Annotated in this window: 14 protein-coding genes and 2 rRNA genes; 2 read left to right on the top strand and 14 right to left on the bottom strand. The window is 36.5% G+C overall.

Features of this window, described 5'->3' with window-relative positions; translation table 11 throughout:
• Positions 1 to 7: 7 nt before the first annotated feature.
• The 11 genes from LNP81_RS11090 to LNP81_RS11040 all read right to left on the bottom strand — a co-directional run bounded on the left by LNP81_RS11090 (position 8) and on the right by LNP81_RS11040 (position 14,539).
• Positions 8 to 1,042: a glycoside hydrolase family 43 protein gene (locus tag LNP81_RS11090; protein ID WP_230035781.1), complete on the bottom strand. Its 1,035-nt coding sequence runs from the start codon at positions 1,040 to 1,042 to the stop codon at positions 8 to 10.
• Between the two features lie 29 nt (positions 1,043 to 1,071).
• Entirely contained in the window at positions 1,072 to 2,505 is a 1,434-nt protein-coding gene (locus LNP81_RS11085; protein ID WP_230035779.1) for an MFS transporter, read from the bottom strand.
• Positions 2,506 to 2,772: 267 nt separating this feature from the next.
• Complete coding sequence (locus LNP81_RS11080) at positions 2,773 to 3,882, bottom strand: endo-1,4-beta-xylanase (protein WP_230035777.1); 1,110 nt, start codon at positions 3,880 to 3,882, stop codon at positions 2,773 to 2,775.
• Between the two features lie 126 nt (positions 3,883 to 4,008).
• Positions 4,009 to 6,882: a glycosyl hydrolase 115 family protein gene (locus LNP81_RS11075; RefSeq protein WP_230035775.1), complete on the bottom strand. Its 2,874-nt coding sequence runs from the start codon at positions 6,880 to 6,882 to the stop codon at positions 4,009 to 4,011.
• 184 nt (positions 6,883 to 7,066) lie between these two features.
• Positions 7,067 to 8,239 carry a mannonate dehydratase gene (gene uxuA, locus LNP81_RS11070; RefSeq protein ID WP_230040900.1) on the bottom strand — a complete coding sequence of 391 codons (1,173 nt, stop codon included), beginning with the start codon at positions 8,237 to 8,239 and terminating at the stop codon, positions 7,067 to 7,069.
• A 27-nt stretch (positions 8,240 to 8,266) separates the two neighbouring features.
• Entirely contained in the window at positions 8,267 to 9,004 is a 738-nt protein-coding gene (locus LNP81_RS11065) for an SDR family NAD(P)-dependent oxidoreductase (protein ID WP_230035773.1), read from the bottom strand.
• 18 nt (positions 9,005 to 9,022) lie between these two features.
• Positions 9,023 to 11,173, bottom strand: coding sequence for an alpha-glucuronidase family glycosyl hydrolase (locus LNP81_RS11060; protein ID WP_230035771.1), 2,151 nt, complete (start codon positions 11,171 to 11,173; stop codon positions 9,023 to 9,025).
• 247 nt (positions 11,174 to 11,420) lie between these two features.
• Complete coding sequence (locus LNP81_RS11055) at positions 11,421 to 11,966, bottom strand: YbhB/YbcL family Raf kinase inhibitor-like protein (RefSeq protein WP_230035769.1); 546 nt, start codon at positions 11,964 to 11,966, stop codon at positions 11,421 to 11,423.
• A gap of 86 nt (positions 11,967 to 12,052) precedes the next feature.
• Positions 12,053 to 12,889: a helix-turn-helix domain-containing protein gene (locus LNP81_RS11050; RefSeq protein ID WP_230035767.1), complete on the bottom strand. Its 837-nt coding sequence runs from the start codon at positions 12,887 to 12,889 to the stop codon at positions 12,053 to 12,055.
• Positions 12,890 to 12,893: 4 nt separating this feature from the next.
• Positions 12,894 to 13,949, bottom strand: coding sequence for a LacI family DNA-binding transcriptional regulator (locus tag LNP81_RS11045; RefSeq protein ID WP_230035766.1), 1,056 nt, complete (start codon positions 13,947 to 13,949; stop codon positions 12,894 to 12,896).
• A 152-nt stretch (positions 13,950 to 14,101) separates the two neighbouring features.
• A complete protein-coding gene (locus LNP81_RS11040; protein WP_230035765.1) occupies positions 14,102 to 14,539 on the bottom strand; it encodes a PepSY-like domain-containing protein in 438 nt (145 codons plus the stop codon).
• A gap of 137 nt (positions 14,540 to 14,676) precedes the next feature.
• Here LNP81_RS11040 and LNP81_RS11035 point away from each other — a divergent pair, with 137 nt between their 5' ends.
• Positions 14,677 to 15,201 (top strand): GNAT family N-acetyltransferase, encoded by a 525-nt coding sequence (locus LNP81_RS11035; RefSeq protein ID WP_230035764.1) that lies wholly within the window; start codon positions 14,677 to 14,679, stop codon positions 15,199 to 15,201.
• Between the two features lie 35 nt (positions 15,202 to 15,236).
• Positions 15,237 to 16,256: a proline-specific peptidase family protein gene (locus LNP81_RS11030; RefSeq protein WP_230035763.1), complete on the top strand. Its 1,020-nt coding sequence runs from the start codon at positions 15,237 to 15,239 to the stop codon at positions 16,254 to 16,256.
• Positions 16,257 to 16,532: 276 nt separating this feature from the next.
• Here LNP81_RS11030 and LNP81_RS11025 read toward each other — a convergent pair whose 3' ends face one another.
• From LNP81_RS11025 to LNP81_RS11015, 3 genes are all read right to left on the bottom strand, one after another.
• On the bottom strand, positions 16,533 to 16,775 hold the full coding sequence (locus LNP81_RS11025; RefSeq protein ID WP_230035762.1) for a hypothetical protein: 243 nt from the start codon (positions 16,773 to 16,775) through the stop codon (positions 16,533 to 16,535).
• A gap of 226 nt (positions 16,776 to 17,001) precedes the next feature.
• Positions 17,002 to 17,111, bottom strand: a 5S ribosomal RNA gene (rrf, locus tag LNP81_RS11020).
• Between the two features lie 137 nt (positions 17,112 to 17,248).
• Positions 17,249 to 20,132, bottom strand: a 23S ribosomal RNA gene (locus LNP81_RS11015).
• Between the last annotated feature and the right edge of the window lie 22 nt (positions 20,133 to 20,154).

Raw genomic sequence — 20,154 nt, 5'->3', positions numbered from 1 at the left:
CAGAAATCTAATCGATCATTCTTCTAATCCCGTATGGATCTATGGTCACGATCGAACCATCTTCGGTATAATCGATTTTGGTTACTTTCATACTTCTTAAATGCGTCACTCCTTTTGACAAGCTCGAATCGTGATAAAACAAATACCATTCGTTCCCGACTTTACAAATCGAATGATGCGAAGTCCAGCCTACAACGGGATTCAGGATTCGTCCCTGATACGTAAAAGGCCCATACGGATTATCTCCTATGGCGTAACAGATAAAATGTGTATCACCGGTAGAATAGGAGAAATAATATTTATCGTTGTATTTATGTACCCAGGAAGCTTCGAAAAAACGACGTTCATTATCTCCCGCTGACAAGATTGCTCCATTTTTATCCAGAATTTTTATTTCTTTCGGATCTTCGGCAAACTCCAGCATATCGTCTTTAAGCAAAGCAACTATTGGCCCTAAGGCAGGTTCATTTCCTGTTGGTTCCTCGTGATTTTGATCGTATTTATTGTTTCGGTACTTTTGAAGCTGTCCGCCCCAAATTCCGCCAAAATAAATATAATGTTTCCCGTCTTCGTCCTCAAAAACAGCCGGATCGATACTGTAACTTCCTTTTATGGCATCTGGTTCCGGCAAAAAAGGCCCAACCGGAGAATCGCTTATAGCAACACCAATCTGGAAAATGCCATTGGCACGTTTTGCAGGGAAATACAAATAATACTTTCCGTTTTTGCAGGCCGCATCCGGCGCCCACATTTGTTTTTCGGCCCAGGCAACTTCATGTACATGCAAAGCAACACCATTGTCTACAACTTCTGAATGAATATCTTCCATCGAAAAAACATGATAATCTTCCATACCAAAATGATCGCCATTATCATTAAATGGAATCCCGGCATCGATATCATGCGAAGGATAAATATAAATTTTCCCGTTGAATACATGCGCCGATGGATCAGCCGTGTACATGTGCGAAACTAAAGGTTTCGAAATGGCTAATTTATTAATTTGTTCAAAATTAATTTGTTCAATACTATCTTCAGGCATAGTCGTTTTTTAGATTTTATTTTAAATAATTAAGTTCTTCTTTCTTTTAAATCGGCTTCTATCTCCTCTTCCATTTTTTTATTTATTTTATAGAAAAACAATAAACCAACTCCAACCAAAAATGGAATAGCAGGAAAAATACTCACCAATAATTTTATTCCGTTTATCGCGGTTGCAGTTTGCGTTAACGAATTGGGCACATAATGAAAATAGCCTAAAAATAAAGTCGTTAAAGATCCTCCAATACTCAAACCTGCCTTTAATCCTACCATCATGGCAGAGAATATTATCGCCGTAGCACGACGGTTGTTGAGCCATTCTGAGTAATCTGCAACATCAGCAATCATCGCCCAAAGCAGTGGAATTGTGATCCCGTAGAAAAATCCGTGAAAGATTTGAGAGAAAAATATCAAACCAATAGAAGTGGGCGGAAAGAAATAAAACGCCATGATAAACAAAGTCGAAATGAATAAAAACAATCCAAAAATGTTTCGTTTTCCGTATGTATCCGCCAGATTTTTAGACAATGTAATTCCCACGATCATAAAAATGATTCCGCCGGCATTAAACAAACCAAATCCTGCTGAAACGGGATCATTCCCAAAATGGTTTAATCCTATATTTGATAAAATATCCAGAATAGGCTGGATGAAAATCGCCAATTGTTCTTTGTTGACATAATTCTCAAAATAATACACATAAGCACCGCCTTTCATCGCCAGAGTTATGAATACCAATGTTGTCAAAGTCAACATAATTACCCACGGCTTATTCTTCATTAAATCGCTTAAGTCTTCTTTGATACTTGATTTTTGCTCCGGTTTTGGGATAATACGTTCTTTCGTAGTCAAAAAAGTGATCAACAACATGATCGTACCAATAATGGCCAAAGCGGTCATAACTTTTTCGATACCAATCGCTTTGTCTCCATTTCCGGCACTTTTAATGATGCCGAGCATAAAAACCTGAACAAAAAACTGCGCAAACATTACCGCTACAAAACGGTACGATGACAAACTGTTTCTTTCGCTCATATCGCCTGTAATTACTCCGCTTAGCGCAGAATAGGGCAAATTGTTACTGGCATAAAAAAGCAATAATAATGTATAGGTTACAACGGCGTAAATTACTTTTCCGTGATACGAAAAATCAGGTGTAGAAAAAGCCAGTAAAGCAATCACACCCAATGGTATTGCCGTAATTAAAATCCAGGGTCTGAACTTCCCCCATTTTGTATTGGTTCTGTCTGCCAGAACACCAATAATAGGGTTAAAAATAAAAGCCGCAATTAGCCCCACAACCAACATAATAATTGAAGAATCTGTAGGCGACAATCCGTAGATATCTGTATAAAAATAAGCCAGATAGGTCATCAGGGTCTGAAAAACTAAATTTGCTGCCAAGTCACCTAAGCTGTATCCGATTTTTTCTTTAACGGATAATTTTTGAGAAATGTAATTCATTATTGGTTTGTGGTTATTTTGGTTAGTTTAAAATCAAAAACTGCTTTTTGCTTTTATAATAATAAGAATTTATTTTATCATTTTTTCCCGTTCCTTTTATTCATGTAATGCTCTAAAAACAAGTCTGTTCATTTTAAACAATCGGTTGTGTAAAATTAGCTAAAAAAACATATTATGCAAATTTAGTTTGCTTTATTTCAATAATATTTTCAAAAACAACCGATTGTAAAATAATTTTCAAAAAGAAGGTCTTATTTAGCTCAAAAATTATTCTTTTCCTTCTTTTAACTGCATAACACTGTTGTACGCTTTTTTAGGCTGCAGCTTTGTATCAAACAATAATGGGTAGTTTGTTCTGCCTTTTATTGGCCAGTCGTTCAACCAAGATTGTCCGTCATGAACGCCCCAAAAGGTTACCCTGCTAATTTTCTCTTTATGTTTCAGGAAAAGCTTAAAAATATCGGCATAACGCTGCGCTAATTTTGTCTGAACAGAATCCGGAAGTGTTTCAGGATATGGATTCATTTTTGGGTTTCCTTCAAAATTCTGATTCACATCTGCTCCTTTCAAATCCCACGGATTGGGTAAAACGGTAATATCTAATTCTGTAAAAGCAACTTTAACCCCAAGTGCAGAATAGGCCAGAATACTTTTTTCGATTTCTTCTAATGATGGACTGTCCAGTTTCCAATGTCCCTGACTTCCTACTCCATCAATTTTTCCGCCTGCTGCTTTGATCTTTTTCACCAATCGAATTACACCTTCTCTTTTTGCAGGCTCTTCAAGATTATAATCGTTATAATACAAATCAACTTTTGGATCTGCTGCTGCTGCCAGCTTAAAAGCATCTACTAAATAACTTTCGCCAAGCGTATTCAAAAAAACAGATTTTCGCAAAGTTCCATCCTCGTTTAAAGCTTCATTGACAACATCCCAGGAGTTAATTTTTCCTTTATATTTAGAAACGATCGTCGTGATATGATCTTTCATAAAAGCTTTCATTTCTGTACTGTCCTTAATCTTTTCCATCCATGGCGCGAGTTGACTGTGCCAAATCAAAGTATGTCCGTGAATGAACATTTTGTTTTTTTCTCCAAACGCCACAAATTTGTCTGCCAAAGTAAAATCGTATTTGTCTTTTTGCGGATGCACAAACATCGATTTCATGATATTTTCGGCCGTTATTGCATTGAACTCTTTACAAATCAGTGAATCCTCGGCTGCATTTTTTTCTTCAATTTGACTGGCGCTTAAGGCTGTTCCGATGTAAAAATCGTCTTTGTAACTGTTTTTTAAAGAAGTGACTTCTTTTTTAGGGGAACAATTCACCAACAGCAATGTGGTAATCGCCAGTAAGTAAGGGTTAATAATTTTCATATTTTTGGTTTATAGTTAATAGTTCTTTTTTTTTAAACTTATAGTTTGAATACTTATCGCTTTGGTGAGACCTTACAGGTTTTAAAAACCTGTAAGGTCCAGCTACGTACAACTTCGCCAGTTTTGTCATTTTATTTTAAAACTCTCCGGAGGCCCTAAATAAGTTTCTGATAGTTGACCTGTTTCGGTTTCAATCACAATCTTCTGAAGCACTAAAGCAGGATCAATTCCGTAGAATTTCAAGACATGATTTCCTCCATTTTCAATTTTGTGCAAAGAGGTTATGATTTTTATATTATCAGCAACCGACTCATTCCAGCTTTTCTCAGAATTATCGGCATTCAAATTCATTATCTGAGGAGTTTCAGCATCAAAAGAAACTCCATATTTTAATCCGTCTCGCACTGTAAAATTAAGCGTTGGAGAAAAATAAGCACGCACTTTTACCTCTCCCTTGCTAAAAAAATGAACATCATATTCGACTCTTGGCAATTGTTCAGAAATTGTAACAGGAGAAATATTCGAAGGTTTTAAAGTTATGCCAGATCCTGTTTTCCCGATATTCGGAATCGTTGTCCATTGACTATTATTCCCTTTTATATCTCTTGAATAATTTTGAGCATCTATGGCAATATATCCCTTATTTTCAACAAATCCATGAGCTTCATTTAATGCTGCATTTTTAATATTTACAATTATATCAAATTTTTGTTTGTTTGCCGTGACAACAAATTTACTTTTCAGGTTTCCTTTCGGAGCTTTTTTCCAATCGACGCTAATCACAATTCTTTCTTCTTCATTGATGATTCCATTTGATTTCGAGAATGTAATCCAATCGTTTTTAGACGTTATTTTAAAATCAAAAAGGTTTGTTCCGCGATTAAATAAATCGATATAAGTGGTTTTATTACCTTCAGAATTTAAACTTGTTAGCATTATTTCCTGTTTATTATTGATCCAATAATTTTCAGATCCCTCAGTCGCAATTCCTACTTCGGATTTATTAGACAACTCCAAAACTTTTGTTTGCGGAATTACATTGGTTTTAGGTTCTTGCCAATTCGTATACCCAATATGCGTTTGCGCCATCATATGATTCCATTTTCCTCCGGCTAGTTTTGTGTGATAATAATTCGTCAATACACTGTCTTTCTCAAAAAGTGCTTTTACCTGTTTCGCATAATAATTTGCCGAAGCTCGCCCTTGATTGGCATACAACTGATTTTTTGCTGTTGCGACATAAAGTTCGTTTAAATTAGAACTTGCCAAAACAGGAAATAAAACCAATTGATAAAAAGCATCTTTATACTCGGGTTGCAACTGATCATTAATTTTATTGGCTTTATCAACCAGTTTTTTATAATCAGCCAAAACATTTTCTGCTTCGTTATAATTTACAATGCTATAGGTTTTAGCATTTAATAATTCAGGTTTTCTGCGGGCATTGTATTTTGTGTATAATTTTATGATTTCAGCAATTTCTTCCGGATACTGATTCGCAAAAGTTTCCTTTGCCCATTGCACATAATATTGCTCTAAATTAGTCGCATTAAAAGCTTCCGGATTCCAGGCCATATCCAGAAAAAATTGAATTGGGAATTCCATAGGTTTGATGTCTCCCACATTTACAATCCATATTCTATTAACGCCATATTGGTACGCCAAATCCATTTGTTCCCACGTGCGCTCGATTTGGTTCGTATTGATCCATTTGTAATTTCTTGGACCTCCAACATAATCGAAATGATAATAAATTCCGTAACCGCCTTTTCTTGGTTTTGCATCGAGTTCTGGCAATTTCCTGATATTTCCCCAATTATCATCACATAACAAAAGTGTAATATCATCCGGAACGCGCATTCCTTTGTCGTAATAATCCTGAACTTCTTTATAAAGTGCCCACATTTGCGGCGTTTCTTCAATTGGCTTTTGGGTTACTTCTGCAATAATATTTCTTTGTGTTTTTACAATATTTTCCAATAAATCAATTGCCGTTCCCTGTGTCATGGGTTCATCGCCATCGCCACGCATCCCAACAGTTACAATGGTCTCCTTATTACCCATTCTTTTCACTCCGTCTTTCCAGAACGAAATTAGGTTTTCAGCATTCGTACTAAAATCCCATTTTCCTTTTCCTAAAGCCGACCATTCGGCATGTGCTCTCGTTAAAGGTTCATGGTGCGAAGTTCCCATTACAATTCCGTATTCATCTGCCAACACTGCATTCTGAGGATCATCTACATAAAACATTCTTCCCCACATCGATGGCCACAAATAATTGCCTTTCATTCTCAAAATCAGTTCAAAAACTTTATCGTAGAATTTAGCATTAAATCCGCTATATTTTTCAAATGCCCAGCCTGATAAAGCCGGAGCTTCATCATTGATAAAAATTCCACGGTATTTTACTTTCGGTTCACCCTGAGAATGAACACCCGGCAAAACATGCAATTCTGATTGTTTTTTAACGGGAACATCGGCCCAGAAATACCAAGGAGAAACACCTATCTGGCCCGATAAATCATAAATACCGTAAATTGTTCCGCGTTTATCAGAACCGGCAATTACCAATGCTTTTTTAACTCCTTTTACGGGATTATCTACAATTTGAGTGGTAAATTTTTCCCATTTCCCTTTTAGTAGATTTGCATCAATTTTACCTTCTTTTGCTAATTGATCTATAATTTCACTTTTACCAAGTGTTCCAATAATCACAACGTAATCTGTTGCTGTTGAAATTCTATTAATTTGTTTTGAATGTAAATCTGAAACTTTAAAAAGATCATTTTCTAAATGACCTACAACGCGTAAAACTCCTGAAAAATCATTTTTGCTTACTAAAACCGGAGCTATTTTTCCTTTTGAAACCAAAGGAAACTTTTCAGAAGAAGCCTGATTTACTACATATTTTTCTGGATTTATGGCATAAGATTTTGTACCGATTCCGAAAAGAAAAAGTAAAAATATTCTAAATATAAATTGAGTTTTATGGTCGTTCATTTAAAATTTTTATTAGTTAATGTAAATATTTAAACACACAGAACCATAGCTTTTCTTTATGCTTAAAAAAGGCATTTCATTCTAAATAAATCACATAGCTAATGTAAAATTCAAGCTTTGTCAAAGTTTAAAAATTTGACAAAGCTAAACTCAACAGAAACCTGTCAGGTATAAACCATGATACTTACCTCAAACTTTGATTTAACTTATATGCAATTCCCATTTCTAATCCTCGTAATTCGGCAAGACCTTTTAATCGTCCTGTCAAAGAATATCCGGGGTAACTCTCTTTTGTTTCATCAACAGCATGTAAAAATCCGTGATCGGGGCGCATGGGCAGACTCACTTTTGTTTTGTTCATTAGCAAAAGAAGTTTTTCTACAATAATTTCAATCTTTGTATCACCTTTTAAATGTTCTGATTCCCTAAAAACAGTTTCGCTTTCGCGGAAGGTATTTCTAAGATGCAAAAAGTGAATACGATCGCCATAATCGTCTATAATTCTCTCCAGATTATTATCAGGATTGGCACCTAAAGAACCTGTACAATAGCATAATCCATTTAAACTGAATGGAACCGCTTCAAAAATTGCCTTAAGATCGTCTTCTGTAGAAACTATTCTGGGTAAACCTAAAACAGAAAATGGAGGATCATCAGGATGAATCGCTAATTTCGCTCCATATTCTGAAGCAACCGGAGCTACTTGAGTTAAAAAATAAATCAGGTTTTCTCTTAGTTTTACATTATCAATATCAGCGTAATCATCTAGTAACGAAAGAATTTTTTGGGCTGTAAAATTGACTTTGCTTCCCGGCAATCCTAATAAAACATTTTTAAACAGTAATGCTTTTTCTTCTTCCGAAAGTTGGTTGCCAAACTTCAATGCATTCTTTTTTTCTGTTTCAGAATAATCATGCTCAGCATTTGGTCTTTTTAAAAGATAAACATCAAAATAAGTAAAAGCATCCTGATTGTATAACAGCGCTTTACTGCCATCTTCGTTGATAAAATTATGATTTGTACGAACCCAGTCTAAAATAGGCATGAAATTGTACGTGATGATCTTAATACCACAATCTGACAAGTTTTTAATACTGATTTTATAGTTTTCTATATATTGTAAATAATTGCCCGTTGCTCTTTTTATCTCTTCATGAACCGGCAAACTTTCTACAACGGTCCATTCTAAACCTGCCTCTTTTATTATTTGCTGTCTTTCTTTAATATCTTCAATATTCCAGATTTCCCCAACCGGAATTTGATGCAAAGCCGTTACAATTCCGGTTGCTCCTGCTTGTTTAATATCCAGTAAAGTTGTGCTGTCCTGAGGGCCAAACCATCGCATTGTTTGCTGCATTTTTATCATAATACCTGCCTTTTAAAATTAAAATCCAATGCTGTTGCCGCCGTCGACAGGCAATATCGTTCCTGTTGTGAATTTAGATTCGTTTGATGCAAAATAAAATACTGCATCAGCAATATCAGATGGTTCTCCCAAAATTCCCATTGGAGTTCTGCCCAATACTTTATTTTTTCTCTCAGGATCACTGTCTAAAGCTTTTGCTGACATTTTTGTTTTGATAAAACCCGGAGCCACGCAATTAACACGAACTCCAAACGGAGCCAACTCTACTGCCATAGCTCTTGTCATTGACTCGATTGCCCCTTTGCTAGCCGAATAAGCAATAACTTTTGGAATCCCGTATTGTGATGCCATTGAGCTAATATTAACGATATTTCCTCCGTTATTTTCTTTCATGTTTTTTACCACGGCTTTACTCACCGCAAAAACACTCAAAAGATTGGTATGAATTATCGATAGAAAATCTTCATCGCTTACATCCAAAAATTCTTTTTTTAGATTGATTCCGGCATTGTTTACCAGAATATCTATCGGATTATTTTTAGCTATTGTTTCAATCATGGCAGGAATTCCCGCAATATCATTCAAATCAAATAAAACCGGAATAGCATTTTCTCCAATTTCTAAACAAGCTTCTTCAGTCTTTTCTTTTGATCTTCCAATGATATAGGTTTTAATTCCGTTATCACATAATTTCTTCGCGGTTGCAAACCCCAAACCCGAATTTCCTCCAGTTACAATTGCTGTTTTTGTACTCATCCTTTTTGTTTTGTATAATTAATTTCCTGGTGCAAACGGAAATTTTAATGATTTAAAATATTCTAAAGTTTCTGTTGGTTTTTCAACTCCTACAGGCAATTCTTTTCCTGAATATTGCTGAAAATAAAGCAAACAGGCATCCCTCCACCATTTTGCCTCTTTATACTGAATCTGCAATAACATCTGAACCTCTTTAAAACGTTCTGCATCAATATACTTCTCTGCCTTATTCCAGCTATTCTGCATTTCCTGAACCTGATTTACACCTTCCTGATATTTGAGCGCCATACCGCTCCAAAGCGTTTGACCATTTTTTAATTTATAATCCCAGGAAACATGATGAAACCATAGTAAATCTTGTTCAGGGCAAGTTTCCAGATTATCAAAAATCTTTTCGACTTGAGTTGCATATTGAGCAGTGGCATTGGTTCCCGTTTTTGAACGGTCGAAACCAATTCCGTTTTTATCGGCTTTATGATAGTAAGTCGGATTCCATTCTGGTCTTGATAAATCCGAAACCCACGGACCCGGCCCATAATGGTGGCCTGTATCCATAATATGATGCAAACCAAGCGGTGTCATATAATTGATTACAGCTTCTCGTGATTTTATCATCATATTTTTTATAGGATTAATAAAATTTTTATTATTCGAAAAAGTACATCTCAGCCATTCATCTGCAATAACTTCAGCATCTAAATACGGATTCCAGGCCAACCTCCCAAAGCCGTACCAATTTGCCTGTGCAAAAGGATGACCAGTCCAGTTTAAATCGTTTCCTATATTCGATACCCCGGCTATTCCGGTAAGTTTTGTATTGGTTAATGATCCATCAACAACTTTAGCCACTGTTGAGCCTTTTCCTTTTTGATAAGTATCTGATTCTAAAACTTCCTGAAATAATTTTGGCAGATAAACCAAATGCGTACTAAAACCCAAATATTCCTGCGTGACTTGAAACTCCATCATTATAGGCGTTTTTGGCATCGCTCCAAACAAAGGATGAAAAGGTTCTCTGGGCTGAAAATCAATAGCGCCGTTTTTAACCTGAACAATTACATTAGCCTTAAATTTTCCATCATAAGGCTGAAATTCAGCGTAAGCTTGTTTGGCACGATCATTTGCATCATGTTCAGAATATACAAAAGCTCTCCACATAATTACACCTCCAAAAGGTGCTACCGCATCTGCTAACATATTGGCACCGTCAACATGATCTCTTCCGTAATTTTGTGGTCCAGGCTGGCCTTCTGAGTTTGCTTTTACCAAAAAACCACCAAAATCAGGAATTCTCTTATAGATTTCTTTTGCTTTCTCTTTCCACCAATTGGCAACAGCAGCATCTTTTGGGTCTGCCGTTTTTAAACCTCCAATTTCTATTGGCGCCGAAAAACGAGCTGTTAGATACACTTTAATTCCGTATGGTCTAAATACGTTGGCTAAAGCTTCCACTTTCTCTAGATATTGTGGCGTTAATATCAATGCATTTGCGTTTACATTTGTTAAAACCGTTCCATTTATTCCTACCGAAGCATTAGCTCTGGCATAATCAATATATCTTTGATCAATAAAATCAGGTAGTTTTTGCCAATTCCATAAAGAAAAACCCGCATAACCGCGCTCAACAGTTCGGTCTAAATTATCCCAATGATTTAATACTCTAAGGTTTATTTTAGGAGAATCAATGACATTTAAATTTGAGATTGATTTATTAGTTTGCAATAATCTTAAAAAATTATAGACACCATATAAAACCCCAACATCATTTTTTCCTGTAATAACAATCTGCTTTTTATTTTTTAATGAAATAGATTTAATAATAAAACCTTCGTTGTTTATTCTTTTGAAATCAGACAATATATTTTTTTGAATATCTGAACTTAAAGAGGATTGAGAACCGATAATTAAATTATTTTCTCCTTCTATTTTTGATTTGATTTCAATTTTATTTCCCAACATATTTGTCAAACCCGATTCTAATTCTCTCAAAGAAATCGTTGAAGTTTCAGAATTCCCTAAAGAAACTATTCCTTTAATCCCCATTTTATATTCCTGAGTAACTTGAAGATTTGTAATCTTATCGTATTGAAGCCACAATCTATAATCCTTTTGAGCAGAAGCTGAAAAGGAAATCAAAAGAAACAAATAAACAAATCTCAATAAAGTCATGTGCTATTTAATTTTATTCTTAAAATTTTAATCTAAAAAATACATTATTACAAATAAAACAACAATTGCAATCGGTTGCGTAAAAATATAGGATTGTTATTTAAGAAAAAAATTTTAGGTCGCTTTTTTTTCAAAAAATAAACATATATAACAAATTAAAGCAGGATAATTTAAAAAACTATCCTGCTTTAAAGGGGTCGGACTCAGAATTTAAATACTGAAATCCCAATAATTATCTTTTTGAATTTTATCTTTTGTAATAAGCTACAATACTTGCTTTTGCCAATGTTTGATTCCAAAGATTAAAACCTACAACAGCGGGATTTGTATTTGCATCTGTTCCCAATTTATCTGTTTTAAGAGCATATACCGTGATAATATATTGATGAAATCCATGCCCTACAGGCGGACAAGGCCCACCAAATCCCTTAATACCATAATCCGTAATACTTTGTATGGCTCCTTTAGGAATTAGATTGTTTTTAGTCCCAGCATTGGTTACCAATTCATTTACATTTGCCGGAATATCAAACACAATCCAGTGCCAAAACCCGCTTCCGGTAGGCGCATCAGGATCATACATTGTTATGGCAAAACTTTTTGTTCCTTCGGGAGCATTTTTCCAGGACAATTCCGGTGATTGATTTTCTCCGGAACAACCAAATCCGTTGAATTCCTGAAGTTTAGAAGCTTCACCACCAAAATCTTTACTCGTTAATGTAAATGTGTTTTGACCAAAAGTTGTAGCACTGAAAATTAAGAACAGTACCATAATTAAATTCACCTTTTTCATTTTACTTTATTTTAAATTTTAAGCAAATTTAGATTCGGAAAGACAAAAAAACTTCAGAGAAAGGATCAAAAACTATTGCTAAAAGTTCAATTTTTCTGGTGATACTTTGGTGTTACACCATACTTTGACTTATACGCCTGAGTAAAACTGGACAAATTTTCGTAACCAACTTCAAAATAAATTTCAGACGGATTTTTTTGCTCTTGCTGCAATAAAAAATGAGCAAATTCAAGTCTTTTATTTTGAAACCATTTTATAGGAGATTCTGAATAATGTTTTTCAAATTCTCTTTTAAATGTAGACACGCTCATATTGCACAAAAAAGCCAGTTCTTTTAAAGTTAATTTATTAAGATGGCTATTTTCGATTACCTGAATAAATTTTTGAGTGGCATTATCAGCATTTACAGATAAAGAATAAAGAAAATCAGTTCCGTGTTTTTCTGCTAAATAAAGTATTATTTCTTCCAATTTAACTTCCAGTATTTTCTTTTGAAGATTTTTTGAAAGTTTAGAAAGATCAAGAAGGCTGTGTACAAAACGCTTTAAAAATTCATCATATTCAAAAGCATATACAGATTTATGTATTGTTGATTCAACTTTCTCCAGTTCCATTTTTCTAATGAATCTTGATACCATTTCATTCGAAAAAAACAAAAGCACACTTCTGTAATTCGATACACTTGAAAGCTTTTCGGTCATCAGGCAATTTCCGGATTTCATTACAAGAAATTGAGAATCGTCAATTGATAAAGCAGAATTATCAAAAATAACTTCTTTAGTTCCTTCAATTAGAAAACTAAATATATTTTGATTTAAAATAATTTGTTGTTTAGAAACTCCTTTCGAACTGCTGTAATCAAAAACCTGAACAAGCTGTGAGTTTTCTAAATTCAATTCATCAGGAATTGTAATGGTATGCATATTACTATTTTACTATCGTCTCTAAAGATTTCTTTTTATCAGAAGATTCACGAGCAAGAACTTCTGTGTTAAGAAAAGTAATTTCTTTAGCATCATCGCTCTTTTGTGATTTCAAATTTTTAATAATAATTTCAGCTGCAGCTTTTCCCATTTTTTCGGCAGGATGCGTAATTGTCGAAATATTAGGGTCGATTATTTGAGAAATTGGATCATTATTAAATCCAATAATTGCTATTTCATCCGGAACTTTAATCCCTCTTTTTTTAGCCGTCTGAACCGCGCTAACTGCAATAATATCTCCGGGAGCAAAAAGCCCATCCGGAATTGGATCTAAATCAAACAATTGATTGCTTGCTTTTACTCCCTCTTCATAAGTAACTGATTTCAAATTAATGATCAATTCTTCATCAATAGGTAAATTATGATCTTTTAAAGCTTCAATATAACCTCTTTTTCTTTCGTTATAAAGATTTCCAAATTCTGATCCGGCAGTTAAATGGGCAATACGAATACAGCCTTGTTCTATAAGATGCTTCGTTGCTTTATAACCCGCAGTATAATTATCAATAACTACTCTAAAAGTATTGTAGTCTTTAGGAACCCTGTCAACAAATACAAGTGGGATATTATTATTAGAGAATTGCTGAAAATGTGAAGTATCTCTCGTTTCCATTGCCAATGAACAAATAACCCCGCTAACACGATTGCTATACAAGGATTTTGCCATATTAACTTCCTCATAATAAGAATCATGTGACTGCATAATAATTACAGTGTAGTCAGATTTTTGCGCTGTAATTTCAATACCGCTAATCAAAGAAGATAAAAATGGCTGCGTAACAGTCGGAATTAAAACTCCTATTGTTTTGGTTTTATTACCACGTAAACCAGCGGCCAAAGTATTGGGAACAAAACCCATTTCTTCGGCTGTTTTTTTTACTTTCTTGATCGTTTTATCACTAATAGTGTGATGATCTTTTAAAGCACGTGAAATAGTTGATGTAGCAAGATTTAATCGCTCAGCAATATCGTAAATCGTTACATGTTTATTTTCTTCCATGAAATCAATAATATGAGATGTAAATATAAACTATTTTACGACAAGAAAATCTTTCGAAAAAAAGCAGTTTTCAAATAAAAAATACCCTCTGTATTACTTCAACTATAAACGACAAAATAATACAGAGGTATTTTGACTGGGCAAATAACCTATTATTTATTTTTTTTATCTTTTAAGATTTTACCTTCTTTGGTAAATTCCAAATCGATATTGTTTGTTAAATCGACATCCAAATCCTTGTGTCCATAATCAATATGTGTTATTTTTTCATTTGGATGATTTTTTGCTACATAATCTTTTACAGATACAGGAATAAATCCAGTTGGAATTGGACTTTTACCGCCATCAACTTCACGATATGAACCATCTTTCCAGAATTCTATTTCTGTTCCATCCTTTAGCTTTACTTCATATCCTTTTTCACCATGTTCAGCATCTTTTTTCACAACATCTATTGCGCTATTGCTAAAGTATTTTTTCAAAAATTCCTGCGCAGGTTTTGGCAATTCTGTAATTTCAATCTTCTTCTGTGCATTAGCCGATAGTGCAAAACCAAGCATTAATACGACAATTATGATTATCTTTTTCATGATTTTAGTATTTAAAATTTGTAATTTTCTCACACTAATTTACAATAAGCGAAAATACATTCAAATCAATTTAAGAAACCTTTATTATTTTAAAAATAAGATTTCTTATATTGTAACTCATTACAATTAAAAAAGTTATGACAGATTCTATTACAATAAAAGTAGCTACCATTAATGATTTAGATGAAATAATAAAACTACAAACCGCCAATCAAACTTCTCAGGGCGGGACATTATCCGGAGGATTAACAGCACATCAAATTCAGGAAATGATTACCGATATGCCACAAATAATAGCTGTTATTAACAATGAAATTGTCGGTTTTTTATTGACAACATCACAAAATGTAAATAATAATCGTAAAGTTCCCATTGTTGATGCAATGTCAGCGTCTTATAAAGGTTCTCCACATTCTTATATTTACGGACCAATTTGCGTGAGTCAAAATCAACGCGGAAAAGGACTAGCGCAACTTATGTTTCAGGAACTCTTAAAATTGGAACCTAATCGGGAAGGGATTTTATTTATTAAAAGTGATAATCTGCCATCTTTAAAAGCACATGAAAAAATGGGGATACATAAAGTGAGTAACTTCCATTTCAACAATGCCGATTTTGATGTATATGCTTATTTATCTCCATCTAAAAAAGATACAATCTAATACTACTCTTTACAAATAACCTTAAATAAAAAGACATGCGTTATCCAGCTATTCTAATTATCACTTTTTTAATCGTTTCCTGTAAAAACGAAACTAAATCTACAGCACTTTCCGGCTATTTCACTTATCAGGAAAATAGTGATGTAGAATCGGCTGGCGTGAAAATGATTCCAATAAAAACTCCCGTAGGAGAATTTAAAGTCTGGACAAAACGTTTCGGTAATAATCCTAAAATTAAAATACTTTTATTACACGGAGGTCCAGCAATGACACATGAATACATGGAATGTTTTGAGACTTTTTTTCAACGAGAAGGATTTGAATTTTATGAATATGATCAATTGGGATCGTATTATAGTGATCAGCCAAAAGACAGCAGTTTATGGACAACCGAACGTTTTGTAGAAGAAGTCGAGCAAGTACGTAAAGCCATCGGAGCCAATAAAAATAATTTTTATGTTTTAGGCAACTCCTGGGGCGGAATTCTTGCCATGGAATATGCACTAAAATACCAACAAAATATGAAAGGATTATTGGTTTCAAACATGATGGCCAGCGCACCGGATTATGGAAAATATGCTGATGAAGTATTAGCCAAACAAATGAAACCAGAAGTTTTAGCAGAAATTAGAGCACTTGAAGTCAAAAAAGATTTTACTAATCCTCGTTATATGGAATTACTCATTCCGAATTATTACCAACAACATTTGTGTCGTTTAAAAGATTGGCCAGACGGATTAAATCGCGCCAGTAAACATATCAATAATGAGGTTTATACCATAATGCAAGGTCCGAGCGAATTTGGCATCAGTGGTCGCTTGGCCAAATGGGATATCAAAAATCGCTTACACGAAATTACCATTCCAACCCTAATGATCGGTGCCAAATACGACACCATGGATCCAAAAGCCATGGAAGAACAAAGCAAACTAGTCCAAAAAGGTCGCTATTTATACTGCCCAAATGGAAGTCATCTCGCTATGTGGGACGATCAAAAAGTTTTTATGAATGGAGTAATTCAGTTTATAAATGATGTTAATTCAGAAAAAATCTAATTTTTCATAATAAGTGACATCATAACAAACTCAAATTAATAATAAGATAAGAATCATTTGGGCGTTTTTCCGCCGCGGCGGACCGGGCTGTCCGCTAAATCTTTTGCGAGAGAGATTTTGGCTTGGCTTCGCCAGAAATTTAGTGAATCGCAAAAGGATACCGCTCCCATCCCTAACGCATTCTGAGGTAAGTAGAAATACTATTTCCAAAAGAAATTCCAATTCATAAAATCCCAAATTCCAAAATATTACGTGTATTTACTTCACCCAGGTAATTTATAACTTTTTGCAAACATAGCCAATGGTTTCAACCATTGGACACAACGTGCCATCAAGGCTTAAACCTTGGACTATTTGTAAAATATTAATGAGAATTTTAACAAAGGGTTCAATTTCTAAATCCCAACATATAAGCGCACAGCTTTGCGGACTTAGCGATTTATAAGGATCTAAAAAAAAACTAGCGTTCCTTGCTGTTAAACCAAATCCCGAACCAATTTGTAAAACAAAAAATCTCATTTCTTTACAAACAGTTTTTCAAAAGAAAGGCGACAGACCCGCGATAGCTATCGGGGCTCCCACATAACTCCAGTATTTTATAAAACAAAAAATCCTCATCAAATAAATGATGAGGATCTTTAAAAGAAAGGCGACAGACCCGCGATAGCTATCGGGGCTCCTACATAACTCCAGTATTTTATAAAACAAAAAATCCTCATCAAATAAATGATGAGGATCTTTAAAAGAAAGGCGACGACATACTCTCCCACATAACTGCAGTACCATCTGCGCAGGCGGGCTTAACTACTCTGTTCGGGATGGGAAGAGGTGAGCCCCGCCGCAATAACCACCTTAAGAAGTTATAATTGCTTTGGGCAATTTGTTCTTCAATTTTTAATTTTTAATTGAAGTAATATCTTAACATACTGAGATAAAGAAACATAAAAGTATTAGAAAGTTTCTTCCTCCCGATTGCTCGGGAGGAAAAGGGTGTACATAAGCTTACGGATTATTAGTACTACTCGACTATGACATTACTGCCTTTACATCTATAGCCTATCAACGTGGTCATCTTCCACGATCCTTAAAAGAAATCTCATCTTGTGGTGGGTTTCGCGCTTATATGCTTTCAGCGCTTATCCCTTCCAAACGTAGCTACTCTGCGGTGCCCCTGGCGGGACAACAGATACACTAGAGGTTTGTCCAATTCGGTCCTCTCGTACTAGAATCAGATCCACTCAAATTTCTAACGCCCACAGTAGATAGAGACCGAACTGTCTCACGACGTTCTGAACCCAGCTCGCGTGCCACTTTAATGGGCGAACAGCCCAACCCTTGGGACCTTCTCCAGCCCCAGGATGTGACGAGCCGACATCGAGGTGCCAAACCCCCCCGTCGATATGAGCTCTTGGGGGAGATCAGCCTGTTATCCCCGGCGTACCTTTTATCCTTTGAGCGATGGCCCTTCCATGCGGAACCACCGGATCACTATGCTCTACTTTCGTACCTGATCGACCTGTATGTCTCTCAGTCAAGCTCCCTTATGCCATTGCACTCTACGCACGGTTACCAAGCGTACTGAGGGAACCTTTAGAAGCCTCCGTTACTCTTTTGGAGGCGACCACCCCAGTCAAACTACCCACCAAGCAATGTCCCCCGCAAAACGGGGTTAGGCCTCAGATAAACAAAGGGTTGTATTTCAACAATGACTCCACAACGCCTGGCGACGCCACTTCACAGTCTCCAACCTATCCTACACATCATTTATCCAAGGTCAATACTAAGCTATAGTAAAGGTGCACAGGGTCTTTTCGTCCCACTGCGGGTAAACGGCATCTTCACCGTTACTACAATTTCACCGAGCTCATGGCTGAGACAGTGTCCAGATCGTTACACCATTCGTGCAGGTCGGAACTTACCCGACAAGGAATTTCGCTACCTTAGGACCGTTATAGTTACGGCCGCCGTTTACTGGGGCTTCAATTCAATGCTTCTCCGAAGATAACATCTCCTCTTAACCTTCCAGCACCGGGCAGGTGTCAGGCCCTATACTTCATCTTACGATTTTGCAGAGCCCTGTGTTTTTGATAAACAGTCGCCTGGACCTCTTCACTGCGGCCAGCATTGCTGCTGGCGACCTTTCTCCCGAAGTTACAGGTCTATTTTGCCTAATTCCTTAGCCATGAATCTCTCGAGCACCTTAGGATTCTCTCCTCAACTACCTGTGTCGGTTTACGGTACTGGTACTAATTACCTGAAGTTTAGAGGTTTTTCTTGGAAGCCCTTAGGCGCACTATCTCTTTGTCCGAAGACTCCGAGTACTATCGTATTTCCCCAAAATCTGTGGATTTGCCTGCAGATCTTATAGGTAGGTACTTCAACGAACTATTCCGTCAGTTCGCGGCGCTTTCATCACTCCGTCACCCCATCACAGTAATTAGTAGTACGGGAATATTAACCCGTTAGCCATCGACTGTCCCTTTCGGGTTCGCCTTAGGACCAGACTAACCCACAGCTGATTAGCATAGCTGTGGAAACCTTAGTTTTTCGGTGTGCGGGTTTCTCGCCCGCATTATCGTTACTTATGCCTACATTTTCTTTTCTAACCAGTCCAGCATACCTTACGATACACCTTCAACCCTGTTAGAATGCTCCCCTACCACTTAGAGTAAACTCTAAATCCATAGCTTCGGTAATATACTTATGCCCGATTATTATCCATGCTCGTCCGCTCGACTAGTGAGCTGTTACGCACTCTTTAAATGAATGGCTGCTTCCAAGCCAACATCCTAGCTGTCTGGGCAGACAAACCTCGTTCTTTCAACTTAGTATATATTTGGGGACCTTAGCTGATGGTCTGGGTTCTTTCCCTCTCGGACTTGGACCTTAGCACCCAAGCCCTCACTGTTATGAAACATTATATAGCATTCGGAGTTTGTCAGGAATTGGTAGGCGGTGAAGCCCCCGCATCCAATCAGTAGCTCTACCTCTATATAACTTTACGCATAACGCTGCACCTAAATGCATTTCGGGGAGTACGAGCTATTTCCGAGTTTGATTGGCCTTTCACCCCTACCCACAGGTCATCCGAAGACTTTTCAACGTCAACCGGTTCGGACCTCCACTGTGTGTTACCACAGCTTCATCCTGCCCATGGGTAGATCACACGGTTTCGCGTCTAACACTACTGACTAAAGCGCCCTATTCAGACTCGCTTTCGCTACGGATCCGTGGCTTAACCACTTAACCTTGCCAGCAACGTTAACTCGTAGGCTCATTATGCAAAAGGCACGCCGTCACCCCACGAAAGGGCTCCGACCGCTTGTAAGCGTATGGTTTCAGGATCTATTTCACTCCGTTATTCACGGTTCTTTTCACCTTTCCCTCACGGTACTGGTTCACTATCGGTCTCTCAGGAGTATTTAGCCTTAGCGGATGGTCCCGCCAAATTCAGACAGGGTTTCACGTGCCCCGCCCTACTCAGGATACCACTATCTATTATACTCGTTACCCATACGGGACTATCACCCTCTATGGTGTCACTTTCCAGTAACTTCCGGTTCCTTGTACATAAAATGTCGTGGTCCTACAACCCCAATCTTGCCGTAACAACATTGGTTTGGGCTAATCCGCGTTCGCTCGCCACTACTTACGGAATCACTTTTGTTTTCTTCTCCTCCGCCTACTTAGATGTTTCAGTTCAGCGGGTTTGCCCACCTATCGGTGTACTATGTCTTCAACATAGTGGGTTGCCCCATTCAGGTATCTACGGATCAATCGGTGTGTGCCCGTCCCCGTAGCTTTTCGCAGCTTATCACGCCTTTCATCGCCTCTGAGAGCCAAGGCATCCCCCATACGCCCTTATTTTGCTTATTGTACCAATCATAAAATCAATTAT

The organism is Flavobacterium piscisymbiosum (assembly GCF_020905295.1).
Taxonomy (GTDB): Bacteria; Bacteroidota; Bacteroidia; order Flavobacteriales; family Flavobacteriaceae; genus Flavobacterium; species Flavobacterium piscisymbiosum.
Note: the sequence above shows the minus strand (reverse complement) of the source record. Positions and strands in the feature narration are given on the sequence as shown.